The following is a 24,364-nucleotide window of genomic DNA, read 5'->3' on the forward strand; positions in this document are numbered from 1 at the left end:
AAATTCCGTACCCCACGACCTCGGTCGTGCGATCCGATCCACAAGACGGATCGAGGCGACCGACAGGTTCCCGGGAACCAACTCGGAGCTCGTCCCGTCCCACGACGCAAGCAGCACACGCAAGGACGCCCGTCCCTGCGATAGCCATTGTTTTATGCCAAGTCTCCTCTTGACGATTTTCCCGCCCTTGCTCGGCGCGATCTTCGTCATTCTGCTTCCGCCCGGGAAAGCCCGGATGATCAAGGGCGTCGCGCTCTTCCACGCGGCGCTCGCATTCATCGCATCGTGGAGCCTCGTCCCGTCGTTCGACCGGACCACCTCCGCGCTGCAATTCGTCGCGCCATTCCCGTGGTCCCCGGATGCGGACGGCTCCGCCGCGCTCGGCGTCGACGGAATCTCCTTTCCGATGGTGCTCCTGACGACGCTCGTGATGCTCGTCGCGCTCGTCGCCTCGCTCCACGGCACGCACCGGGTGAAGGGATATTTCGCCTGGTTTTTGCTCCTCGAATTCGCGGTCCTCGGCGTCTTCACCTCGCTCTCGTGGTCGCTCTTTTACGTCTTCTGGGAGCTCACCCTCGTCCCTCTGTTTTTCCTGGTCAGCGTGTGGGGCGGGAAAAACCGGTCGGCCGCGAGCATGAGCTTCTTCCTGTACACGCTCGCCGGCTCGGTCCTGATGCTCGTCGCCATCCTCGCGCTGCACCTCTCGGTGCCGAAGCACGGCTTCGGGATGGTCGAGATGCAAAACGCGAGCGCCGGGCTCGGCCGGGCGACGCAGGTCCTCCTCTTCCTCGGCCTCTTCGCGGGCCTCGCGGTGAAGATCCCCGTTTTCCCGCTGCATGGATGGCTCCCGCTCGCGTACGTCGAATCCGAGCCGCCCGTCAGCATGGTCTTTTCGGCCGTGCTCGCGAAGATGGGCGCGTATGGCCTGCTCCGCCTCACGGCGCTCTTGCCTGCCGGCGCGGAGTCCCTCGTGCCGCTCCTCTTCCTGCTCGGCCTCGTCAATATCGTCTACGGCGCGCTCCTCGCGTTTCGCCAGCCCGATCTCAAGACCATGGTGGCCTATGGCTCGATGAGCCACATGGGCTTCGTCTTGATCGGCGTCTCCTCCCTGAACGACGCCGGGCTCACGGGCGCCACGATGCAGATGTGCACGCACGGCGTCTCCAGCGCCGCGCTCTTCCTCCTCGTCGGCGCGCTCGAGCGTCGCACGAAGACCCGCGATTTGCGCCAGTACGGCGGCCTCGCGAGCGTCACGCCGCGGTTTTTCGTGGCGCTGTCCCTCGCGCTCCTCGGATCGATGGGTTTGCCCGGGCTCGCCGGCTTCGTCAGCGAGCTGTCCACGCTCGTCGGCACGTTCCAGCGGTACGAATATTTTGCTGGAATCGCGACCGTCGGCGTCCTCATCACGGCCGGATATTCGATGCGCGCCATTGGCCGCCTCTTCTTCGGCCCCTTGAATCCCCGCTGGAAACACCTCCGGGACCTCGAGCCGCGGGAGCTCCTCGCCGCCGCGCCGCTCGGGGTGCTCATCGTCGCGCTCGGCGTCGCCCCGCGCGCCGCTCTCGACCTCTTCGCCGCCACGGTCTCGCACATGGCGACGCTCTTCCACGGATGAGACTCGTATGCGCGCACTGCCTTCCGCCGTCACGCGCGGCATCTCGGTCGAATCGAGAAAACACCTCGAACACGAGATCCACCACATCGCCCACGTTCTGCCCGGACAGGGGCCGATCGAGACGTTCATCCACCACAATACGCTGCACGGCTTTCAGCACCTGCATTTCGAGGAGGCCGTCCTGGAGGCGCGCCGCGTGCTCGGCGGGCGCGGATATCTGCCGCTCGACGAGTACCGGCGGCTCTACGCGATCGGGCGGATCACCGATGAGGACCTCGAACGAGCGCGCCGCGAGCGAAATGGGGCGACCGAACCCGAGCCTCTGATCTGCATCGGCGATCGGACGATCACCACGCGCGACGTCGAGCGCCTCGCTTTGCTGCACGGCCTCGACCCGCTCGAACCCGGCGAGAACGCCGAGTCGCGCTTCGGGCCCGATTTCTTCTCCGTGCTCCGCCCCGAGCTCTCCAAGGAATCCCGCGAGCGCCTGCTCGCCACGGCGAAACGCGAATTCGAGGCCGCGCTCGCCCGCGTCGGTCGCGATTTCACGGTGGCCGATCTCCTCGCCGATCTCCTCGCCACGCCGGTCCCCGCGGCCGTGCTCGAAGAGGCTTGCCTCGAAGGCCCCACGGACGAGAGCGCCGATCCCGACGCCGTCACGCGCGCCCTCGACGCGCTGGGCATCCCGGAGGAGACGCGGGCCGGATACCTCGACATCGTCCGCGACAAACTCTCCGCGAGCGCCGCGAAAAACCGCCCCGAGCGCTGGCTCGAAGCCGAGGTGCGCAAGGTGCGCCGGGTGCTGCTCGCGCATTTCGGCGTGGAAGGCACGCTCCCCGCGCTCGCCGAGCGCGTGCGACGTGATCCCGAGGGCCTCGCCGTCCTCTCCTTGCTCCGCGCGAGCCTCGCGAGCTTTGGTTTGTCCGACCCGTTCTCGCCGATTCACGCCGAGCACCTCACGCCCGAGGAGCCCGTGGGCGCGCGGATCGAGGCGCTCTTCGAGCGCATCGAGCACCTCGAAGCCTGGGGCGGCCCGGCCATTCCGCTCGACGCCAAGCTCGCCTCACGCATCCGCGATACCGTGCGCGCGCACCTCGAAGAGCGGGACGGCGCGCTTGGTCCGCATGCGGGCGCGGCGACCAGCGAAATCGCGCGCCTCTGCCTCACCGTCGTCCACGACCTCGGCCCGGATCACCTGCGTCGGCGCGGGTTCGAGGCGCTCCGGGCGCTCGAATCCGCGTTCGGCGGGCCGCCGTCGAGCGAGAGCCTGATCGCCGAGCTCACCGCGCGGGATCCGCGCCAGCAGATGATGGAGCACGCGGCGCGCCGATTGGAAGAGCACATCGGCAAGGTCGGCCCCGAGACGTGCCACCGCGATTTGCTCCTCGCGCTCACGGGCGAGGACATCCACGAGAAGATTCACCCGCAGATCATGCGCGTGACCATGGCGTTCCTCGACGAGGGCCTCGCGGCCTGGCACGTCGCAGGCCGCTCGCTCGGCTTTTACGACGCGTTCCGCAAGATGGCCGAGCACGACCGATTCTTCGAGCTCGAAGATTTGCCGGGCGCGCGCGACGCGCTGCGGGAGCTGCCGCCGCTCGCCGTCGACGCGATCCTCCAGAGCCTCGAGCGCCTCGGCGTGCCCGAGCCGCACTGGGGGCCGTATCTCCGCCGCATTTGCGTGGGTTTGCCCGGGCTCGCGGGCATGGTGCACTGGCGCGAGACGCACCCCAACTACCCGGCGCAAAGGGCGCATCCGATCAACCTCATCCAGTTCCTCGCCGTGCGCCTTTTCTACGAGGTGCTCTTCGTGCGGCGCGCGTCGCTCCGCGCTTTCGGGCACGACGGCGACATCGACGCCTTCCGCCATTCCTTCTCGAACCACCTGCCGGAGCTGCTCGTCCGGCACGCGCTTTTCCTCGGCGAGTTGCCCGATTTCCTTGCCGAGCGCGCCCGCGCCCTGTTCGAGGCGCGCTCCGCCTCCGCCGCGGCCGGCGACGCGGGGGTGCTCCTCCGCCTGGCCGACATGGTCTTCGACCTGAAGCAAAGCGCCGAGCACGTGAACGCCGGGCATTCCGCGCGGCACCACGCATTCCGCCTCTTCTTGCTCGCGCAGCACCTCGGCGTCTCCCCGGGCGAGCTCCGCGCGACCTCGCTCGAAGGGGTCACGCGCCTGCTCGCGACGCTCGACGCGTGCGAACCCGACACCATCACGCCGATCTGGCACAACGCCTACGAGATCCATTACCGCGACGCCGTCCTCGAGGCGCTCACCACGAACATCCGCGCGCAGAAGCCGTACGTGGGCCGGCGCGAAGCGCAGATCGTCTTCTGCTTCGACGAGCGCGAGGAATGCATTCGCCGGCACGTCGAGGAGCTCCGGCCCTCGTACCAGACCTTCGGCGCGGCGGGCTTTTTCGGCGTGGCGATCGCGTACGAGGGGCTCGGCGCGCGCGAGGCCGTGCCGCTTTGCCCGATCGTCGCGACGCCCGCGGCAGAGCTCTGCGAGGTCCCGCGCCCCGAGGCGATGCCCGCGTGGGCCTCACGCTCGCTCCGCATGCGCGCGCTCGCGGCGCTCCGCGACGTCATCCGCGAGGTCACCCGGAACCCGGTCTCCTCCTATTTCGTCATCGACATCCTCGGGTTCTTCTCGCTCTTCCCCGTCCTCGGCCGGCTGCTCTTCCCGCGCGCGTTCGATCGCATGTCGCGCCGCGCGAAGGACGCCGCGCTCCCCGCCGTCGAGACCGAGGTGCCGCTCGATCGCGAGCGCGAAAAAGGTTCGGAGCCAAAACAAGGCGAGCTCCAGAAGACCCATTTCACCCTCGCCGAACAGGCGGATCGCGTGGCGTCGCTCCTCCGGATCATCGGCCTCGTCCGCGACTTCGCGCCGCTCGTCATGCTCTCGGGTCACGGCTCCGAGAGCCGCAACAACCCTCACCTCTCCGCGTACGACTGCGGCGCCTGCAGCGGCAAACACGGCGGCCCGAATGCCCGCGTCTTCGCGCGCATGGCGAACAACCCCGAGGTCCGCACGATCCTGCGGGAGCGGGGCATCGACATCCCGGACGACACCTGGTTCCTCGGAACCGAGCACAACACCGCGACGGACGAGATCCTCTATTTCGACCTCGTCGACATCCCGCACGCCTTCCGCCCCGCCGTGGACAAACTCCGCGGCGTGCTCCAGAAGGCCCGGGAACGCTCGGCGCACGAGCGGTGCCGCAAGTTCGAATCGGCCCCGAAAAACCCCACGCCGGCGCGCGCGCTTCGGCACGTGGTCGGCCGCACCGCGGACCTCTCGCAGGCGCGCCCCGAACTCGGCCATGCGACGAACGCGTTCGCCATCATTGGACCTCGAACGATCTCGCAGGGCGTCTTCCTCGACCGCCGATGTTTTTTGATCTCGTACGATCCGTCCATCGACTCCGAGGGCACCATCCTCGAAGGCATCTTGCTCGCCGCCGGCCCCGTCGGCGCGGGCATCAGCCTCGAGTATTACTTCTCCACGGTCGACAACACGACGTACGGCTGCGGGACGAAGGTCCCCCACAACGTCGCGGGCCTCATCGGCGTGATGGAGGGCGCCTCGGGGGATCTCAGGACCGGTTTGCCCCGACAGATGATCGAGATCCACGAGCCCATGCGGCTCCTGATGCTCGTCGTGGCGAAGACCGAGATCCTCGGCAGGATCTACGAAAAGCAGCCGATCGTCCGCGAGCTCGTGGGCAACGCATGGGTCCACCTCGTCGCGATGGATCCGGAGACGGGCGAATGCATGTCGTTCCTGCCTGGAAAGGGCTTCGTCCCCTGGGAGCCGCAGGGCCTCCCGGTGAAGACGGTGAAGAGCTCCGCGGCCTGGTATTCGGGCACGCTCGATTTCCTCCCCCCGGCGTTCATTCGTCCGGACGAACGCCCGGCGCGTTCCCCGGTGGCCCATGCTTGAGCGTTTTGCCATTCTGATTCCGCTGCTGCCGCTCGTCGCGGCGACCCTCATCGGCCTCTTCGCCCTCGGCGGGCGCCCGCTCCCGGAGCGCACGACGAGCCGGCTCGCCCTCGGCGCGGCTTTGCTCTCCTTCCTCGGCGCCGGAGCGCTCCTTTTGCGCTCCACGCTCGGCGCCGCGCCCGCGACGCTCTTCGTCGCGCCCTGGATCGAAAGCGGCTCGTATCGCGCGCCCCTCGAGCTCCTGCTCGATCCGCTCTCGGCGTCGCTCGCGCTGCTCGTCAGCGGGTTCGGCGCGCTCGTCCTCAAGTTTTCGACGAATTACATGCACCGCGAGGCCGGCTTCCCTCGGTTCTTCGCGGTGATGTGTTTTTTCCTCGCCTCCATGTTGCTGCTCGTCCTCGGCGGCAACTTGGTGATGACGTTCGTGGGCTGGGAAGGCGCGGGCCTCGCGTCGTACCTGCTCATCGGATACCATTACCAGCGCAAGGCGCCGGCGCGGGCCGCAACGTACGGGTTCGTGACGAACCGCATCGGCGACGCGGCCTTCCTCTGCGCGATCTTCATCGCCTGGCACGAGCTCGGCACGGTCCGCTATTCGTCGCTCTTCCACGTCGCGGAAACCGCGAACCACGGGGCGCTCTCGGCTCTCGGGTTCTGCCTGCTCGTCGCGGCGGCCGCGAAATCCGCGCAGCTCCCATTTTCGCCATGGATCTCGCGCGCCATGGAGGGCCCGACGCCTTCGAGCGCGCTCTTTTACGGTTCCGTCATGGTCACGGCGGGCCTCTTCCTCGTCCTGCGCATGACCCCCGTGCTCGTGCACGCGCCCGACGTGCTGCGCGCGATGGCTGCGATGGGCGCCGCAACCGCGCTGTATGGCGGCCTCGTGAGCCTCGTGCAGACGGACGCGAAAAGCGGGCTCATCTTCTCCACGGTGAGCCAGCTCGGGCTCATGTTCCTCGCGGTCGGCCTCGGGGCCCGCGGCATTGCGCTGTTTCACCTCTTCGCGCACGCGCTCCTCCGTGGCGCGCAATTCCTCACGGCGCCGAGCACCCTGCTCCTCGTCACGCGCGACGAGCCATCCCGTGAAGAGCGCCCCGTCGCGGGCGAGGTCGAGCCGGCCTTTTGGCTCTTGCTCGCGGGCCTGCTCGGCGTGCTCGCATTGCCCTTCCTCACGGAAATCTGGGCCGGCCCGGACGCACCGCTCTCTCCCGGCGCATTCCTTTCCGCGGCAGGCGCTGGAATGGCGCTCTTCTGCGGCGGCCATTATCTCCTCCGGTTCGCGCAGCGTGGCCTCGCGAATGCCGGCAAGGGCGCCGAGTGGAAGACCGTCTCCTCGTTCGTCGAATTCGGCCCGGCGTGGATCGCCCCCGCGGTCGTCGGCGCCGTCAGCCTCTCGCTCGGCCTCGCGCCCGGCGGACGGCCGCATGGCCTCTTCCACCTCGTCCTCGATCCTTTGCTGAAGCGTGGTGGTCTCGGCCGCGCCGCGCATCCGTTCTGGGCCTTCGGCCTCATGCTCCTGCTCGGGTGCCTGCTCGTCGCGGGCTGGGCGACGGCGCTTTATTTCCACCGCGCCGCGCCCGAGCGGCCGGGCATTCTGCCGACGCGCCTGCGTGGCCTCTACGTCACGGCGCTCGCGCGATTCTGGCTCGAACCTCTTTACGAGCGCCTCCTCCTCGCGCCCATTCTCCGCCTCGGCCGCGCGCTCGACCGCCTCGACGCCTCGCTCCTCGACCGCGCCTTTGGCCGCCCGCTCTCGCCCGAGGACGCGCCCGCGCCGCTCGCGACGTTCCAGGAAAAGGTCCTCGCCGGTGAAATCGACGACGCCGATCCTTTCGCGGCCGTACGCGCGGCCCTCGAACGCCAAACCACGGGCGGCGCCGCGATCACCCACGGCGAAGAGCCACCCCCGGCGCCCAGCGCCGATGACGATTTCGCGCGGGGCCGCGGGATCGCGGGCCGGCTCCTTCAATACGCGGCGACACTCGCGCACCTCGTCGAAAAACACATCGTGCGGCGCGCGATCGGCCGCGGCATTCCGATCACCGGCGACCTCATCGGACGCACCCTCGATCACGTCGAGGCGCTGCTCGAAAGGCCGGTCGTCGTCGGGGCGCTCGTCGTCCTCTCCCTGTTCGTCGTCGTCCTCTGGGCCGTTTGACCATGAACGAGATTCCCTACTCCTCGGCCTTGCCCTTCCCGGTCCTCGGCGCGCTCATCCTCGTGCCGCTCCTCGCCGCGGCGTTCGTCCGTTCCCTGAAACACGCGCGCCACATCTATGCCATTGGCCTCGGCGGCGCCGCGCTCGAGCTCGTCCTCGCCGTCATGGTCGTGGCCCGATTCGAGCGGCACACCTCCGCGCTCCAGCTCGTCGAGCGTGTCCCGCTCTTCGGCAACTTCGCCTATCACGTCGGCGTCGACGGCATCAGCGTCCTCTTTCTGCCGCTGACGGCGCTGCTCGCGCTGCTCGTCATCCTCCACGCGCAGGTTGCATCCAAAGAGCGGCCCGGCCATTACCTCGCCGCCATCTTTTGCCTCCAGTCGACGCTCATGGGCGCGTTCGTCGCGCTCGATCTCCTGCTCTTCTGGGCGTTCGCCGCGCTCGAGCTCGTGCCCGGCACGCTGCTCGTGCGGAGCTGGGGCACGGGGCCGGGGAGGCACGCGGCGGCGCGTCGGTATGCGGCGCTCAATGCGATGGGCGTCCTGCTCGTCCTCGCGGGCGCGCTCGTCCTCGGCCGCGTCACCGGTGGTCGATTCTCCTTCGACGCGCTGCTCGACATGCCCGCGCCGGCACGTGCGCAATCCCTCGCGTTCTGGCTCTTCGTCCTCGGCTTCGCCATCCGGATCCCGCTCTTTCCTTTCCACGGATGGCTTCCGCCCGTCATGGCCGAGGGCCCGGTCGTGGGCGTGAGCGTCTTCCTCGTCGGCGCCAAGCTCGGCGTGTACGGCCTTCTGCGATTCGTGGTCCCGCTCCTCCCCGTCGCCGCGCATCGACACGGTTCCATTCTGGCGATCCTCGGCGTCGTCGGGATGCTCTACGGCGCCCTCCTCGCGCTCGTCCAGACAAACCTACGGCGCCTCGTCGCATTCGCCTGCCTCGCGCACACGGGCGCCGTGCTCGTGGGGCTCTCGGCGCTCAACGTGGAAGGACTCTCGGGCGCGCTGCTCGTCACGCTGAACGTCGGCCTGAGCGCGGCCGGGCTTTATTTCGTCGCGGGCTTCTTGCACCGCCGCCTCGGCTCGACCGAGATCGAGCGCGCCGCGCGGCTTTCGCATCGCGCGCCTCTGCTCTCGTTCACGTTCCTGCTCGTTGGCCTCTCGACGATCGGAATGCCGGGGACGAGCGGCTTCGAGGCCGAGCACCTCGTCGTCGTGGGCGCGCTCGGCGCGCGGCACGGCATCATGGCCATCGCGGTCGGCCTCGGCAGCTTGCTCGGGGCCGCCTATTTGCTGCGTTATTTCCAGCGCGCCTTCCTCGCCCCCGCCGCGTCCCCGCCTGGCTCTCCCGCGGCCGAGGCGAAATCGACGCGCGGCAAGAGCGTGCGTGACCTGAGCGCGCGTGAGCTCGTCATTGCCGGCGCGGTCGGCGCGATCATCGTGGGCCTCGGGCTCTTTTCTCACCCCTTGCTCGAGGTCGTGGACGGCTCGGTCCGCGCCATGTCCACGCGGCTCGAGCACGCCAAACCGCATTCGTCCCTCGTGATGCACGGGGAGGGCGCCCCGTAAGGGCGCTCGGGAGGCGTTTCGTCGTGCAAATTCGCGAGATCTTCGCCGCAGATCAGGTCGGTTTTCCCGTCCTCTCCACGCTGATCTTCCTCCCCCTCGCCTGGGCGATCCTCGTCCTCGCGATCGGCGACGAAAGACGCGCGCGGTGGACGGCGCTCACCGGCGCCGTGATCGAGCTTTTCCTCTCGCTCTTCGTGCTCGCGCGGTTTTCGCCCGGCACGCCCGACGTGCAATTCGCCGAGCGGCGCCCGTGGATGCCCACGCTCGGCGCGAGTTATCACCTCGGCGTCGATGGCATGAGCGTCCTCTTTTTGCCCGTCGCCTCGATGCTCACGGTGCTCGTGCTCGTCGCCTCCTGGCACGACGTGAAGACGCGCGCCCGCGGCTTCTGCGCGTCTCTCCTCGCGCTCTCCGCGATCGTCGTGGGCATCTACGCGTCGCTCGACCTCGTCCTCTTTTTCGTGTTCTGGGAGGCGTCGCTCGTCCCCATTTATTTCCTCGTGAGCCTCTGGGGCGTGGGCCCCGAGCGCCGGTATGCGGCGATGAAGTTCGTGCTCACGATGCTCGCCGCCTCGGGGCCGCTCCTCCTCGGCATCATCCTGCTCGCGGTCGGGGGCCGGCAAAACCCGGCCGATCCGTACACCTTCGACTGGCTCGTCCTCCGCGCGCGGCCGGTCCCGGCGGCGATTGGCCCGATCGTGTTCTTCACGATGCTCACCGGCTTCGCCGTCAAGGGCCCCTTCGTCCCGCTCCACACCTGGATGCCCACGATGCTACGCGAGTGCCCCGTGGGGATTGGCGTCCTTTTGACCGGGCTCAAGCTCGGCAGTTATGGGGTGCTCCGCTTCCTCGTGCCGCTGCTCCCCGAGGCCACGGCGCGTTATGCGTGGCTCCTCGGCGCCATCGGCGTCACGGGCGTCGTGTACGGCGCGCTCGTCGCGCTCGTCCAGCCAAACCTGCGGCGCATGCTCTCGTTCTCGTGCCTGAGCCACGTGGGTATCGTCCTCGTCGGCATCTCGTCGGGCAAAGCGGAGGGCCTCTCCGGCGCGGTGCTCGCGATGCTCAACCTGGGTTTGTCCGCGACGGGTCTGTTTTTCCTGACCGGCTTTTTGCAGAGCCGCGTGGGCTCGTCCGAGGTCTCGGCGCTCGGCGGCGTCGCCCAGAAAGCGCCACGCGCGGCCGTGATGTTCTTGCTCTTGAGCCTCGCAGGCATCGGCGTCCCCGGCACGAGCGGCTTCCCCGGCGAGCACCTCGTCCTGCTCTCGGCCTACGAAACGAGCCTTCCGCTGCTCGGGTTCGCGCTCCTCGGCACGATCCTCGGCGCGGCCTACGTCCTCCGGGTCTTCGAGCAGGTCTTCCTCGGCCCCGTGACGCGCCCGCGCGTCGCCTCGATGAAGGACCTCCGGCCCCTCGAATGGGGCGTCGTCGGGTGCCTCGCCATTCTCGTGCTCGTGGTCGGCCTGTATCCGCGGCCTTTGCTCGCGATCGTGGGCCCGAGCGCCGAGGCCCTCGCGCGCCCGGCGACCTCGGCCGTCGCCGCCCACCCGTGATCACGCGCCCCGTCGCGCCCGCCCGGGAACCCGGGCCGAGCTCGTTCCGTCCCACTCCGGACATGCGCGCCACCTCCGAATCACCGGCGTTCTCCGCGGAAGGACCCATCTTCCGCTTTCCGGGGGTGGCCCCGCGTCTCGACTACGCTAGAGTGGCCCCGTCGTCGTCGCCCATGCTCGACGGGTTCTCCATGGCCGCTCCGCAATCCACGTCCCTCGCGGAAGGCCGCGCGCAGTTCGAGGCGGCGGTTCGCCCGGTCCTGCCACGGCTCTATCGATTCTGCCTCGCTCTCTCGGGCGACAGCGACCGCGCCGACGATCTCTTTCAGAACACGCTCATCAAGGCTTACGCGAACGCAGCCTCGTTCGAGGGCCGGAGCGACCTCGTGGTCTGGATTTGCGGGATTGCCCGGCACGAGCACCTGGAGGCGCGGCGGACCGAGGCGCGGCGGCGCGGGCTCTTCGAGCAATTCGTCGATGCTTGCGCGTCGGCGTTCGGGTTCGGCGCGGAGGACGAGCGAAAAAGCCCCGAGGCGATGGTGATCCAGAACGAGCACGCGGGGCAGCTCCTCGCGTGCTTGCAGACGTTGCCCGAGGAGTTCCGCACGGTGGTGGTCCTCTGCGACATCGAGGAGCTCGGATACGATCGCGTGGCCGAGATCCTCGGCGTCCCCAAGGGGACCGTAAAAAGCCGACATGCCCGCGGGCGCGCGCGTCTGCGCGTGGCCTATGAAAAGCTCGTGGCGGCGAAGCCCGAAACGCCGGCGAGGGAGGAGGAGGAGGAATCGACATGAACTCGAAAGACCTGCCCCCGCTCCCCGAGAAGCTCGAGGAGGAGATCCGCGCCCTCCGCCAGGTCAAGCCTCCGCAATCGCTCGTCGAGCGCACGTTCTCGGGTCTGCCCGAGCGCTCGACCTCCGAGCGTCGCACGACGAATGCCCCGGCCAAACCCCGCCCGAGCGGTGGCTCGGCCTTCGTGCGCCTCGTGCCCGCGATGGCCCTCGCGGCGGCGCTCGTGTATGGCGTCTGGGGACACGTGCGCTCGAAGGGCAACGAGGTCGTGCTCGTCGAGGAGCGCGCGGTCGCCTTGCCAGAGGCGGGGCATGCCTGGACCGAGCTCCACCTGCAGACGCAACACCACGACGATCAGCCGGCGCTCGTGAGCCTCGAAGTGCCCACGCACGTGCGCGTGCAGCTCCCGTCGGAGAGCGAAGCGAAACTCGAACGGCATTGTGTCGAGGCGCGCTGTGTGCACAAGTTCACGCATCACAATGGGAGAGGCGTGCCTTTGCGGGTCGCCGTCACGCACCCGGGCCGCTACGAGATTCACGTCCGGCACGAATCGAAGAAGGCCGCGCTCCGCGAGCAGTTCGTGCTGACGGCCAGCCGCGATTGAAATACTGCGGCGGCGGGGAACACCCCGGCGCCGCATTGATTGAAAGATAACCATCCGGGCCCCGGGGTGCCGCGCCCTTTTGCGCGCCGCCTCCGGCTCGTCCTGCCGCGCCAACCCGGGTTTGGCGGCGCGCTCGTTCGTCCTGGTACGTCCGCGCTGCGGACCGCTGGAGGTATCGTGTCTCATCGCATTCGCGCGCTCGCGAGCGGCCTCGCGTCGCTCGCCATGGCCTCTTTTTTCGCGCTCCCCGCCGCCCGCGCCGACGCGCCCGCGAAGAGCGACAAGTTCGAATTCCACGCCTCGCTCGCGGACGGGCTCGGATTCCGCACCGAGCAGGACAAATTCGTCCTCGACGCGGGCGTGCTCAGCCAGACGCGCTTCGATCTCATCTCGAACAGCGACGGGCTCTCGAGTGATGGATTCAACGTGGCCGTCGTACGCCCGTACATCCGGGCCCGCGCATTCCACGATCAGGTCCGCTTCTTCGTGCAACCCGAGTTCGCCACGGCCACGCCGAAGCTGCTCGACCTCGAAATCGCCTGGCAGCCGATGCCGGAGCTCGGCATCAAGGTGGGCCAGTTCTTGACGCCGTTCAGCCGGGCGTTCTTCACGCCGGTGCCGATCCTCCAGTTCCCCGATTTCTCGCGCGTGAACGAGAAATTCAGAGCGGGACGCGACACCGGCATGATGCTCTTCGGCTCGACCGGCAAGGGGCGTCTCGAGTATTACGCGGGCGCATTCAATGGAAACGGCATCGACAAGGGCGGCAACGACGACACGTCCGTGATGGCCATCGGCCGCCTCGCGGTGAGCCCGGTGCGGGCCATGCCGTACGACGAGACGCCTTCTTTGCGTGGCGCCGTTCCTTTCGGGATCTCCATCGGCGTCAATGGCATTGCCGATCGCGCGCACCCGACGAAGCAGCAGACGGACCCCGCGACGGGCCAGCAAACGACCGTGGCCTTGCCAGCCGAGACGCGCCTCACCGCGGGCGCGGACGTGTTCATCGCCTGGGATCGGTTCACGTTCCTCGGCGAGGCGTATGCAAGGCAGGTGCAGCCCGACGAGGGCAAACGAATCCAGGGATTCGGGGGATATGCGCAGGCGGGGTATTTCGTGGTGCCGAAGCGCTTCGAGATCGCGGCGCGCGCGGGCGTGATGGATCCGGACACGTCGAAGCCGGACACCGAGCGCAGCGTCGAGGGGCTGCTCAATGGGTACGTCGTCGGCAACCACCTCAAGATGGGCTTGCGTTACATGTGGCTACGCACCGACGCGAAGACGGCCGACGGGTACGCGGCCGGTACGAACCACAAGCTGACCTTCCAGATGCAGCTCTGGATCTAGGGGGAGATGGAGTCCGGGACCTGTGGCTGTGCCCCCCAGCACGATCTCGACCGTAATTGAAAACGATTTTCATTGTCATGTTCATCAACGGCGGGTAGAGTTCGGCCTCAGAGGGTGCCGACCATGCCCGAGATGCCTGCTTTTCTTGCCAATGTCCTGGAGCCTCGCTTCGGCCGCCGCGCCGAGGTGACGGGAGTAGCGGACCTCGCGCCGAAGCTCCGCAAGGTGCGCTTCGAGGGGGAGGCGCTCCGAGGCGTCACCTTCAAAGCCGGCCATGAGGTGGAGTTCCGCGTGAGTGATCGGGCGTTCCGGCATTACACGCCCTCCGCATTCGACGCGCGCGCGGGCGCCATGGAGGTGGTGTTTTTCCTGCACGGGCAAGGCCCAGGCTCGCACTGGGCCGCGAATCTGCGCCGCGGGCAAACCACGAACGTGCTCGGGCCGGGCGGGAATTTCGTGTTGCGGGACGCTTCCAAGCACGTGCTGCTCGGCGACGAGACCGCGCTCGGGCTCTTCGCGTGCTTCGCGCGCGCAGCGCCGGGGCAATGCATCGGCGCGGTCGAGGTGGCTCGCGGAGGAGGCGGCTGGCCCGAGCTTCTGGGTCTCGATCTCTCCGCCGCGGAGAGGACGGGGGAACGCGGCGACGCGCTCTTGCAATGGCTCGAGGCGAACGAGCCCGCGCAGAGCGCGGACGTCTGCTTTTACCTCGCGGGGCATACAGGCTCGCTCGTCCGGATACGCGAGTGGCTGCTGCAACGAGGTTTTTCGCGTCGGAGCATTCGAACGAAGGCTTACTGGGCGGACGGGAAGCGGGGGCTGTAGACGCGGGGTCCGCGGCTTGCGCCACAAGAGGGATCAGGGGGCGCGGCGAAGGTCGGCCCGCCGATCCATGAAGCGGCGCGGCAAGAGGGGGTTCGTCGCGATCGCCTTGTCGAGCCATTCCACGGCGAGCCGCGTGTCTTCGGCGCGGGCGCGCTGGGCGAGGAGGACCCCCTTGGCGGCCATGGCGAGGGCCCATTTCGGGTTGTGCCGGAGCGCCTCGTCGGCGGCGGCAAGGCCCTCCGCGAGGCGTTTTTCACGCGACGCATCGTCCACGGTACGGCTTTCGGCGCGGAGCGCGAGGAGCTCGGCGAGCGCGGCGTGGAGCGGGGCGTGGCGGGTATTGATGCGCAATCCCTCGCGGAGGACACGCTCGGCCTCGTCGAGCAAAACCGAGGCGTCCTCGCCGCGAAGCGCCGCGCGCCGGGCCATGGCCATCGTGAGCAGGCCGAGCTCGAGGCGAATGGCGGGTTCCCGCGCGTCGAGCTGCGCGGCGCGGCGGAGCTCGGCGCGGGCATCGTCGAGAGCTTTTTGCGGATCGGCGTTCGTGCGGAGGAGGTAGAGCGCGCGCACGTGCTTCGCAGCGCCCATGCCGAAATGGGTGTCGGCCTCGTCCCTGTTGAGATCGAGCGAGGCCTGAAAGCTCGCCTCGACACGATCGAGCGTCGCGATGGGATCCGCGCCTGTCGCCTCCTCGTATTGCGCGGCGACGAGCTCGGCCCAGCCGCGGTTGTTCAGCATGGGGAGCCATTTCGGGTTGATCTCCGCGCCGCGCGCGCAAGCCTCGACGGCGCGCTCCACGGACGGGCGCGGATCCTGGCCGATCGAGAGCTCGTAGCTCGCGCGGATGGAAAGCACGAATGCCGTGTTGGAATAGGACCCGATGTACGTCGAATCCTCCTTCGCGGCGCGCAGGAATCTCTCCACGGCACGATCGATGGAAGGCCTCGGATCGATGCCTCGGTCCCTCTCGTGGTCGGCCCTCACGAGCAACGCGAAACCGGCGTCGTTCCATGCCCACACGAGCGTCGGCTCGATACGCGTCGCCTCGTCGAAGCTCTTCATGGCGCGCTCGAGGGAAGGAATGGGATCGAGCCCGATCTTGCGCTCGTGCTGCGCGATGTACGTATAGGCATTGCCCACGCCGTCGTCGGAGATCGCGTCCTCGGGCGAGAGCCGCTTCGCGGAGAGCCAGATGTCGATCCCAGACTCCAGCGTGGGGCGCGGATCTTCCCCGCGGCGAAGCTCGGTATTGCCGACGTGGAAATGAGCGCGCCCCTTCTTCCGGAGCGCGCTGACGCTCCTCGGATTCGACGCGAGTGCCGCATCGCAGGCCGCCAGCGCTGCCTCGAACGAGGCGCGGTGCGAGCGCCCCTCCCAGATGTCGAGGAGGAGCCATTGGTTCCACGCTTCGGCGAGCGCCTCGTGGACGACCGCGTCGCTGCGGGCCATGGCCGACGCCGCCTGATATGCATCGATCGCCATGGCAAACAGGCGACGCCCGTCCTCCTGGCGTCCGCTCTCGCTCGCCGTGATGCCGGCCTCGAATCGCGCGTCCCCTTCGAGCTTCTTCGCCTCGTAAAGCCAGGGCGACTCTTCCGCCGCGAGCCGCGCCTGCGCCGCGGCGTCGTCATAACGCTTCTCGTAAAGCGCGACGAGCCCCTCGATGTAGGCCCTCGATTCGACCTCGGTCCCGCCGCTCTCGCGGAGATGTCGCAACGCGGGATCGCGGAAGCTCGCCTCGGCCCTCCGGATCGCAGCCTCACGCGCCGCCCCGTCCTCGATGCGACGCGCGCCGTCGAGCTCCTCCTGATAACGCCCGCCGAGCGCAAGCCCGAGCGCATAATGCACCTCAGGCTTCGTGTATCCGGCGCCGAACGCCCGTTCGAGTTGCTTTCGCGCCGTCTCGTACTCGTGCAGCGCGAGGTGCCCGCGGCCGAGCGCGTAATGGCCCGGGCCCTCGCCGACGCGCCCGGCCGCCGCCATCCTGCGCTCGATTTCGGCGAGCCGCGCCCGCACGACGCGGTGCTCGCGCTCGATGTCGTGCGCGGGAAAACCATATGCGCTCCGAAGAAAGAGCTCGACGTACTTCACGTCTTCGCCGAGCTCCCGCGCGAGCCTCGCCCGCTCCGACGCATGCCGCGCGGCGTTCACCCACATGCCCCCGAGGACGAGCGCGACCGAGAGGCCAATGCCCGCGACGAGGACCACGGCCCGGTTTTTCCGGGCCTTCGCCCAGAGGACATACGTGACGGAGGCCCGCTTCGCCTGGATCGGCTCGCCGTCGAGGAAACGCTGCAAATCGTCCCCGAGCGCCCGCGCGGATTCGTACCGGCGCGAAGGATCCCGCTGCAGGCACGTCATCACGATCGTCTCGAGCTCGGTCGGCACGCCCCGCCGGATGCTCCCGAGCCCCGGCGCGTCCTCGAGGATCACCTTCGTCAGAATCGACATCGCGTTTGCTCCGACAAACGGTGTCCGACCCGCGATGAGCTCGTAAAGCGTGGCGCCCAGGCTGTAGACGTCCGTGCGCCGATCGAGCAGCGTCGTGTTTCCCTCGGCCTGCTCGGGGGACATGTAGGACGGCGTGCCCACGATGGCGTTGTTGAGCGTCTCCCCGCTGCTGCTCGACACCTCGCGGGCGAGGCCGAAATCGACGACGTAGGGCTTGAACGAACCGTCCTCGGCCGTCGTCACCATGATGTTGCCGGGCTTGACGTCGCGATGGGCGAGGCCGAGCCGATGCGCCTCGTGCAACGCCGCGGCGACCTCGCGAATGACCTTCACCTTCTGCTCGAGCGTCATCTCGGGGTGCGCGCGATCGAGGGGCACGCCGTCGATGAGCTCCATCGCGATGTACGGCTCGCCGTCGGCCTCGCCGACCTCGTACACGCGACAAACGTTGTCGTGCTGCACGCGCGCCTGCGCCCGCGCCTCCGCCAGAAAACGCCGCGTGTCGTCGGGGTCGTCACTCTTCAGGAGCTTCAGCGCGACCGCGCGGCCGAGGCGCGGATCCCAGCCGCGGAACACGGTGCCCATCGCGCCTTCGCCGATGAGGCGGAGCTCCTCGTATCGCTCCCGCAGCGCAGCGGGTGGGACGCGGTCCTCGCCGCTACCGCCGGCGCCGAGACGCGTGTGGCTCTTCGCCGCACGCGCGTCGAGCGTGTCCGCCATCTCGTCGCTGCGCGCGCCATTCATGCTTCGAAAAAAGTTACCACGGCCGCTCGCACGGCTGCCATGCACGTTGGCGGAGTCATTGCGTAAGCGAACGCCCGTCTCTGGTCGGGCGTTCGCCGCGGGAGAATGGAATCACTGCCGATAAACGGTGATCACGTTATCGAACCCACCGCACGACTTCCAGCCGGCCGACGGGTCGGCGCCATCGACCGCGACGCAGTTGTCCGCGCAGGTTCCGTCTCCGGAAAATGGATTCGTGTATTGCTTCTGCCCGGACGAACCGATGCGACCCGCGACCGGCGACGTCAGGGCGCCTGCGCTGTTGCAATAATGGAACTCCGGCGGGTCCTTGAAGATGTTGCCGAAGAACGCGCCCTCCTGCGTCGGATACGTCGGGCTCGTGTCCGGGCCGATGGTGGGGAACTCGGCCGCGTTTGCGACGAGGAAGATGGGGACGTGCGTGCCGGTCGTGTTGAGGTGTGCGCCGAGGCACGCGGTCATCCGCTCCTGGCAATCCGCGTCACAAGCGTCGTTCTCCCACTCCGGGGCGACGCCGAGCAGGCCTTCGAAGGTGTGGCTCGTGAGTGTCTCGTCGTTCTTCATGATCGTGCGGCCCGCCGGGAGCGCGCACTTGACGATGTACTCGACGGTGTTGCGGCCCTGCGCCGACGCCATCAACCCGACGCCATTCTGCAGGCCGTTGCTCGTCCCAAGGCCGTTGCTCGTCCCGAGGCCATTGCTCGTCCCGAGGCCGTTGCTCGTCCCGAGGCCATTCACGACCGCGAAGCCATTCGTGCTGCCGACCGCCTGCTCCGCCGCGGCGACATCGGCTTCGTCCCGGTCATCGCCCTCGTCACCGCCGCACCCAGTCCCCGCCACGAGGATCGCTGCATACCATGCAATATGACCCAGCTTCATAAGCTTCTCCGGCGTTAGGGAGCAAAGAGCGCCACCATGTTTCAGGATAGCGAAAACCGGCAACTCTTGTCAATGGCGCATTAACGCTTTCCGCCGAAACAGGAGGATGAAACGAATCCAGTATGAGCGGTTCTCCACGTCGTGGGAACGGAATGGGAGCGGGCATACCGCACCGACGACGCGCGCTCGGTCCGGCACTGTAGGGCCAGCGTTGAGGCCAGAAGGCTTTCCCTGACGCGCGCTGTCCTGACGGACCGCGCGCGCTTAGCCCCTCGGCAGAATCACTTTGACCGTGGTGCCTTCGCCCTTTTTCGTGTCGACGACGACGCGGCCACCATGCTGATCGACGATTTTGCGGACAATGGCAAGCCCAAGCCCGGTCCCCGCGGCCTTTGTCGTGAAAAACGGGTCGAAGATCTCGGCGAGGATATTGGGGTCGACGCCCGGCCCGGTGTCGCCGATGGAGAGCCACGCCTCGCGCTCGTCCGCGCCCACCCGCGCCCGCAGGGCGCCGCCTTGGGGCATCACGTCGAGCGCGTTGACCACGAGGTTCAAGACGACCTGCTTGAGTTTCTCCACGTCGCCGAGCGCGACGACGCCCGCCGCGAGCTCACGCACGAGCTCGAGCCCATGCGCGGCGATGGCCTCGGCCTCGAGGTCGAGGACCTCGTCGACGACACGGCCGAGATCCAGCGGCTCGCGCTGCGGCGCCCGCGGCCGCGCGAGCTCCAGGAAGTCCGTGAGCAACCGTTCGAGGCGTTTGATCTCGCTCTCCACGATGCGCACACGCGCCCGCATCGGATCCCGCGCGGCCGGTGCTTCGAGCCGCTCGATGCCCCGCGCGAGCAGGTGGAGCTCGAGCACGGCGGCGTTCAGCGGGTTTCGGATCTCATGCGCGAGCCCGAGCGCGAGCGGCGCCATCGCGTTCAAGGCCTCCGCGTCGGCCGCGCGTCGTTCGAGCGCGCGCCGCTCGGTCACGTCGATCCCGATGCCGTAGACGAGCTCGATCCGCTTGCCCGATCCGCGGACGGGGCTCAGGTGCCAGCGAACGCGCCGGATCGCGCCCATGGCGTCGCGCACGCCGACCTCGATCTCGTTCGCACCGCCGCCATCGCGGACGGCGACGAACGCCTGGCAGAACTTCTTTCGCGCGTCCTCGTCGATGATGTTGTCCGGCAAGGCGCCGCCGAGCGCGGCCTCGGTGGAGACGCCGGTCATGGCCGCGAGGCGCGGGTTCCAGAGGGTGACGTCGCCCGAGGCGTCGAGGCCGACGATGAGGACGTCCGCCGCGTCGACGATGGCGCGGTAGCGGCGCTCGAACTCCTCGCGCTCGCGCTTCAGGGCGATCTTTTCGAGGGCCTGCGCGACGGTGGAGATGAGCTCGGCGGGGCGGAAGTTCTTCAGGATGAACGCGAAGGCGCCGGCGCGGAGGGCGGCGATGGCCGTGTTGACCGTGGCGTTGCCGGTGACGAGGACGATCTCGCCGTGGGGGCAGGCCTCGCGCAGGGGGCCGATGAGGTCGACGCCGCTGCCGTCGGGAAGCTTGACGTCGACGACGGCGACCTCGAACCCGTCCTTCTGGGCCCGTCCGAGCGCTTCGGCGCCGGTTTCGGCGAGCGAGACCTCGACGTCGAGGTCCGGATCCCCCGAGAGGACGTCCCGGAGGTTCTTCGCGAGGCTTTGGTTGTCGTCGACGATGAGGATCCGTGCCGCCAATTTCCTCTCCTCCGCTGCCCGTATCCCTATCATTGTGGTAGAAGCCGCGCCGCCATGCGGTTCGTCGACGAGTGTAGGGTCAAGGTGGTAGCAGGCAGCGGCGGCAACGGGTCCGTTGCCTTCCGCCGGGAGAAGTACGTGCCCTTCGGGGGCCCCTCGGGCGGCGACGGCGGCCGCGGAGGCGACGTCGTGCTCGTCGGCGACGAAGGGATGAGCACGCTGCTCGACTTCGTCTACGCGCGGACGATCGAGGCGGAGCGGGGCGAGCACGGTCAAGGTTCGGACTGCCATGGGCGCGGGGGCGCGGACCGCGTGGAGCGTGTGCCGCTCGGTACGCAGATCTACGACGCCGAGACGGGCGAGCTCGTCTCGGACGTGACGGCGCATGAGCAGCGTGTGGTCGTGGCGCGCGGGGGCAAGGGGGGTCGGGGCAACATCCACTTCAAGAGCGCGGAGGAGCGAGCTCCACGGCGCGCGGAGAAGGGAGACCCGGGCGAGGAGCGAGAGCTTCGCTTGGAGCTCAAAGTGCTGGCGGACGTGGGGCTCGTAGGCTTTCCGAACGCAGGCAAGAGCACGTTCGTCGCGTCGGTGTCGAAGGCGCGGCCGAAGGTCGCGGACTACCCGTTCACGACGCTGACGCCGACGCTCGGGGTCGTGGAGATCGGCGGCGGGAGGCGGTCGGGCGGCACGCATTTCGTGATCGCGGACATCCCGGGCCTCGTGCCGGGCGCGAGCGAAGGCGTGGGGCTCGGGACGCGATTCCTGAAGCACCTCGAGCGGACGGGGGCGCTCTTGCACCTCGTGACGATCGATCCGGGCGAGGGGCGGGATCCGCTCAAGGATTACCGGGCGATCCGGAAGGAAATCGCGAAATACAGCGAGGCGCTCGCGGCGCGGCCGGAGATCGTGGCGCTCTCGAAGGCGGACCTGCCCGAGGTGAAAGAGGCGTACCCGGCGATCCGGAAGCGCTTCAAGCGGGCGAAGATCGACCTGCACCTCGTGAGCGCGGCGACGGGGGAAGGGATGCCGGAGCTGATTGCGGCCTTGTGGCAGATGGTGAGCGAGGGGCGGCGCTCCGCCTGAACGAGCGGCGCGTTTTTCGGACCATCACATTGAGCCGTGCCCCTCACCCACCCACGACACGACGCCCCCGCACGTACGTCTCCCGGACGGGCGTCGTGTCGCTGCTGAAGACGATCCGCGAGAGCACGTCGTTTCGCTCCTGCACATAGGCCGGGAGCTCGATCACGCAGAAATCCGCGTCCTTGCCGGCCTCGAGGCTGCCGGTCTCGGGCGCGATCCCGAGCGCCTCGGCGCCGCCGAGCGTGCCCAAGCGGAAGAGCTCCTCCGGGGTGATCGGATCGCCGATGCACATCGCATTGTCGTACGTGGAGGACATGATGCGCCGCAGGTCGAAGGTGCGACCCGCAGCGACATCCGTGCCGAGGGCGACGGGAATCGAGCGGGTGCGCGCCTCGTCGAGGCGCATGCGGCCGCTGCCGAGGAAGAAGTTCGAATCGGGGCAATGCGCGATGCGCGCGCCACGCGCCCGGACCCGATCCCATTCGTCCGGCGAGAGGTGAATGGCGTGCGCGAGGAGCGTGCGCTCGCCGAGCAGGCCGGTGCGGTCGTAAATGTCGAGGTAATCGGTGGCGAACGGGTGCACGGCGAGCGCCGCCCGGCACTCGTCGGGGTTTTCCGAGACGTGCGTCTGGACGAACAGGCTGTGATCCCGGGCGAGCCGGCTCGCGCCTTCGAGCAAGGCGCGCGAGCAGGTGGGCGCGAAGCGCGGGGTGATCACGAAGGAGAGGCGGCCTCGATCGTAGCCGTGGTAGGCCTGGACGAGCTCGGCGCAGGCGGCGAGCGCGCGATCCGCATCGACGCGAAGGGGTTCGGGGCAATGCTGATCCATGAGGGTCAAGCCCGCGAAGGCGCGATGGCCGCTCCGCGCGAGGGCCTCGAAGAGGACACGCGTGGCCGCAGGGTTCGAGCTCGAATAAAGGACGGCCGTGGTGGTGCCGGCCGCCGCGAGGCGATGCGTGAGCTCGGCGGCGACGGCGGAGGCATGGCGCTCGTCGAGGAAGCGCGCTTCCTCGGGGAAAACGGTGCGCTCGAGCCAAGGCAAGAGTGGGCCCGTGGCGCTGCCGATGACGCGGGTCTGCGGGTAATGCAGGTGCGCGTCGACAAACCCGGGCACGAGGAGGAAAGGACGAACGTCACGCACGAGGGTGCCATTCGGCGCGCCCGCCCAGGGCTCGACGGCCTCGATGCGACCGTCTTCGCCGATCACGAGGACGCCGTCTTCGAGGAACCGGAGGCCCTCGCCGCCCGAACACGCGGTCATGATCCTGCCGCGAAATGCACGCTTCATGATCGCCCCCCTCTCGCGCCGCACGTCATGGAAAGCTGAGAATCGTCAACGAATCGCAAGCTGACTCCTCTGCATCCACCCCATGAGCACACCCTCGGCGCCGGTTTGCAAGACGAGAACCCACTCGCCCTGCTCCCGGACGACGAAGACCGAATCCCCGACGTTCACCTCCCCCGTCGGATCGGCGTCCTCCGCGGCCGAGAGGCGCAAGGTCGCCTTGCGACGCACGACGGCAGGCCGCATGCGGCCGCGCGGCGCGCCCTCGTCGGGCTGCTCCGCGGAATCCGAAGACCGGGCCGAGGCGCGTGGTCCGTCGCGGAGAGGGTCGAAGCGCGGGCCGAGGAGCGGGTCGCTACCCTGATCGTCGTCGTCCGCGTCCTCCTCGGCGAGCCCGGCCCCGATCGGGTGCGGCTCGGTCGCGGGTCCTCCCAAAGGCGCGCGGAGCATGCCCGAAGGGCCAAACGGCGCGAGGCCGGCGGCGCGGAAAAGCGCAGGCGTCGCGGAGACGGCGACGAAGCAAGCGGTCGCGACGAGGAGGAGCGTGGTGAGCGTGTCGATCCAGCGCCCCGGGCGCGGCGCGGGAGCACGGCCTTCGGGGGAAGGAGGCGGGGGCGCGGAGGAGGTCGTCACGAGGTCGAGGATAAGCCAGGGCGGGCGGCGCGGCAGGTCCCGCGGCTACTTGAGCTCCCGCGGCAGGGGCGCGACCGCAGGATCCGCGCTGAAACTCTTCGCCTCCAGCGTGGTCCCGACCCCGGCGCAGCAGCGGAAGCCCTGCTGGTAGAAGGTGTGGTTCTCGTCGTGCGAGCGCGTGGAAGGCCGGCAGCGCGTGCGCACGGGGCCCCAGTAGCCGCCCTTCAGGATGGAGGCGTGAGCCTCCCAGCTCCGGACGTTCTTGGTCCACTCGTCGACGTTGCCCGTCATGTCGTAGAGGCCGAACGGACTCTTGCAGCGCGGACGCGAGCCCGAAGGGACGCCCTGCCAGAGGCGGTCGAGCTCGTTCATGGCGGCGAGGCCGTCGCGGGGCTGCATGGCGCGCTCGTTGTAGGGGCGCCACTTGTTGTCGATGACGCACGCCTCGGTGTCGCGCACGTAGCCGTACGGATAGGGCTGCGCCTCCTCGCCCTCGCAGGCGAACGTCCATTCGAGCTCGTCACAGAGGCGCTTGCCCTGCTCGGCGCAAAGCTCGTTCGCCTCGTGGAAGTTCACCATGATGACCGGATAATCACCCTTCCGGTTCGGGTACTCGAAGCGATCCATGCAGAAGTGCATGGGCTTCGTGGGCAGCTCCTTCGAGAGCGCGAGCCACTGGTCCCGGTCGAACTCGGCGCAGCGCTCGGGGTAGTCGCGGTTGATCCACTTCGTGCAGGTCTTCTTCTGCAGCTCCTCGACCGATTTGCCGTCGTAGGCGGCCGTCGCCGAGGGGTCGACCTTCATCGTGCCCTTCACCTCGACCATGCCGCCCGGACAGGCGCCGCGGTTTGCCTCGAGCATGTCCGTGGTCTCGGTCGGCTCGACGGAAGGCGCGACGATCTGCCAGTGCTTGCCCCCGACGAGGCGCCACTCATGGGTGGGCTTGCGCGGGACGATGCCGCGGATCGCGCCGAGCGCGAGCGAGAGCGGCAGCTCCTGCTTGGCGGCGAACTTGACGATGCCCACGGCGGAAGCAACGACGCAGGCAAGCACGCTCGCGCCGACGACGGCATGAACGGTGCGTGATCCGCGCGGGGTCGGCTCCGGGGCAGGCGGCGGGGACGAGGTTTCTGCGGGCATGACGGTTCGACGCGCCTCG

General features: G+C 68.7%; 16 protein-coding genes. 10 read left to right on the forward strand and 6 right to left on the reverse strand.

The window, feature by feature from the left end; genetic code table 11:
* Positions 1-169: 169 nt before the first annotated feature.
* The 9 genes from KEG57_RS15295 to KEG57_RS15335 all read left to right on the forward strand — a co-directional run bounded on the left by KEG57_RS15295 (position 170) and on the right by KEG57_RS15335 (position 14,396).
* The gene (locus KEG57_RS15295) at positions 170-1,615 is read left to right on the forward strand and encodes a complex I subunit 4 family protein (RefSeq protein WP_272418939.1); all 1,446 of its coding nucleotides are present in this window, start codon (positions 170-172) and stop codon (positions 1,613-1,615) included.
* 7 nt (positions 1,616-1,622) lie between these two features.
* The gene (locus KEG57_RS15300; RefSeq protein ID WP_272418937.1) at positions 1,623-5,558 is read left to right on the forward strand and encodes a putative inorganic carbon transporter subunit DabA; all 3,936 of its coding nucleotides are present in this window, start codon (positions 1,623-1,625) and stop codon (positions 5,556-5,558) included.
* Positions 5,551-7,716: a proton-conducting transporter transmembrane domain-containing protein gene (locus KEG57_RS15305; protein ID WP_272418935.1), complete on the forward strand. Its 2,166-nt coding sequence runs from the start codon at positions 5,551-5,553 to the stop codon at positions 7,714-7,716. Before KEG57_RS15300 ends, KEG57_RS15305 begins: the two co-directional genes overlap by 8 nt.
* A 2-nt stretch (positions 7,717-7,718) precedes the next feature.
* Positions 7,719-9,281 carry a complex I subunit 4 family protein gene (locus tag KEG57_RS15310; RefSeq protein WP_272418934.1) on the forward strand — a complete coding sequence of 521 codons (1,563 nt, stop codon included), beginning with the start codon at positions 7,719-7,721 and terminating at the stop codon, positions 9,279-9,281.
* Between the two features lie 23 nt (positions 9,282-9,304).
* A complete protein-coding gene (locus KEG57_RS15315) occupies positions 9,305-10,831 on the forward strand; it encodes a complex I subunit 4 family protein (RefSeq protein WP_272418933.1) in 1,527 nt (508 codons plus the stop codon).
* Between the two features lie 191 nt (positions 10,832-11,022).
* Positions 11,023-11,625, forward strand: coding sequence for an RNA polymerase sigma factor (locus KEG57_RS15320; RefSeq protein ID WP_272418931.1), 603 nt, complete (start codon positions 11,023-11,025; stop codon positions 11,623-11,625).
* Entirely contained in the window at positions 11,622-12,227 is a 606-nt protein-coding gene (locus tag KEG57_RS15325; RefSeq protein WP_272418929.1) for a hypothetical protein, read from the forward strand. Before KEG57_RS15320 ends, KEG57_RS15325 begins: the two co-directional genes overlap by 4 nt.
* A 177-nt stretch (positions 12,228-12,404) precedes the next feature.
* Positions 12,405-13,574: a porin gene (locus tag KEG57_RS15330; RefSeq protein WP_272418928.1), complete on the forward strand. Its 1,170-nt coding sequence runs from the start codon at positions 12,405-12,407 to the stop codon at positions 13,572-13,574.
* A 123-nt stretch (positions 13,575-13,697) separates the two neighbouring features.
* Positions 13,698-14,396 (forward strand): siderophore-interacting protein, encoded by a 699-nt coding sequence (locus tag KEG57_RS15335; RefSeq protein WP_272418927.1) that lies wholly within the window; start codon positions 13,698-13,700, stop codon positions 14,394-14,396.
* 33 nt (positions 14,397-14,429) lie between these two features.
* Here the strand turns inward: KEG57_RS15335 and KEG57_RS15340 are convergent, their stop codons facing one another.
* From KEG57_RS15340 to KEG57_RS15350, 3 genes are all read right to left on the reverse strand, one after another.
* A complete protein-coding gene (locus KEG57_RS15340) occupies positions 14,430-17,591 on the reverse strand; it encodes a serine/threonine-protein kinase (RefSeq protein WP_272418925.1) in 3,162 nt (1,053 codons plus the stop codon).
* A gap of 111 nt (positions 17,592-17,702) precedes the next feature.
* Positions 17,703-18,488 carry a hypothetical protein gene (locus KEG57_RS15345; RefSeq protein ID WP_272418924.1) on the reverse strand — a complete coding sequence of 262 codons (786 nt, stop codon included), beginning with the start codon at positions 18,486-18,488 and terminating at the stop codon, positions 17,703-17,705.
* A gap of 264 nt (positions 18,489-18,752) precedes the next feature.
* Entirely contained in the window at positions 18,753-20,204 is a 1,452-nt protein-coding gene (locus KEG57_RS15350) for a hybrid sensor histidine kinase/response regulator (protein WP_272418923.1), read from the reverse strand.
* 54 nt (positions 20,205-20,258) lie between these two features.
* Here KEG57_RS15350 and obgE point away from each other — a divergent pair, with 54 nt between their 5' ends.
* A complete protein-coding gene (obgE, locus tag KEG57_RS15355; RefSeq protein ID WP_272418922.1) occupies positions 20,259-21,287 on the forward strand; it encodes a GTPase ObgE in 1,029 nt (342 codons plus the stop codon).
* Positions 21,288-21,330: 43 nt separating this feature from the next.
* Here the strand turns inward: obgE and KEG57_RS15360 are convergent, their stop codons facing one another.
* From KEG57_RS15360 to KEG57_RS15370, 3 genes are read right to left on the reverse strand one after another with little or no spacing between them, the layout of a single operon-like run.
* On the reverse strand, positions 21,331-22,575 hold the full coding sequence (locus KEG57_RS15360; protein WP_272418921.1) for a guanine deaminase: 1,245 nt from the start codon (positions 22,573-22,575) through the stop codon (positions 21,331-21,333).
* Between the two features lie 45 nt (positions 22,576-22,620).
* Positions 22,621-23,205 carry a hypothetical protein gene (locus tag KEG57_RS15365; protein ID WP_272418920.1) on the reverse strand — a complete coding sequence of 195 codons (585 nt, stop codon included), beginning with the start codon at positions 23,203-23,205 and terminating at the stop codon, positions 22,621-22,623.
* Between the two features lie 45 nt (positions 23,206-23,250).
* The gene (locus tag KEG57_RS15370; protein WP_272418919.1) at positions 23,251-24,345 is read right to left on the reverse strand and encodes an SUMF1/EgtB/PvdO family nonheme iron enzyme; all 1,095 of its coding nucleotides are present in this window, start codon (positions 24,343-24,345) and stop codon (positions 23,251-23,253) included.
* Positions 24,346-24,364 lie beyond the last annotated feature (19 nt).

Source organism: Polyangium jinanense (genome assembly GCF_028435365.1).

Coding starts and splice junctions, on each gene's coding strand:
- KEG57_RS15300 (WP_272418937.1), top strand. CDS start 1,623: ATGCGCGCACTGCCTTCCGCCGTCACGCGCGGCATCTCGGTCGAATCG.
- KEG57_RS15305 (WP_272418935.1), top strand. CDS start 5,551: ATGCTTGAGCGTTTTGCCATTCTGATTCCGCTGCTGCCGCTCGTCGCG.
- KEG57_RS15310 (WP_272418934.1), top strand. CDS start 7,719: ATGAACGAGATTCCCTACTCCTCGGCCTTGCCCTTCCCGGTCCTCGGC.
- KEG57_RS15320 (WP_272418931.1), top strand. CDS start 11,023: ATGGCCGCTCCGCAATCCACGTCCCTCGCGGAAGGCCGCGCGCAGTTC.
- KEG57_RS15325 (WP_272418929.1), top strand. CDS start 11,622: ATGAACTCGAAAGACCTGCCCCCGCTCCCCGAGAAGCTCGAGGAGGAG.
- KEG57_RS15335 (WP_272418927.1), top strand. CDS start 13,698: ATGCCCGAGATGCCTGCTTTTCTTGCCAATGTCCTGGAGCCTCGCTTC.
- KEG57_RS15340 (WP_272418925.1), bottom strand. CDS start 17,591: ATGAATGGCGCGCGCAGCGACGAGATGGCGGACACGCTCGACGCGCGT.
- KEG57_RS15345 (WP_272418924.1), bottom strand. CDS start 18,488: ATGAAGCTGGGTCATATTGCATGGTATGCAGCGATCCTCGTGGCGGGG.
- obgE (WP_272418922.1), top strand. CDS start 20,259: ATGCGGTTCGTCGACGAGTGTAGGGTCAAGGTGGTAGCAGGCAGCGGC.
- KEG57_RS15360 (WP_272418921.1), bottom strand. CDS start 22,575: ATGAAGCGTGCATTTCGCGGCAGGATCATGACCGCGTGTTCGGGCGGC.
- KEG57_RS15370 (WP_272418919.1), bottom strand. CDS start 24,345: ATGCCCGCAGAAACCTCGTCCCCGCCGCCTGCCCCGGAGCCGACCCCG.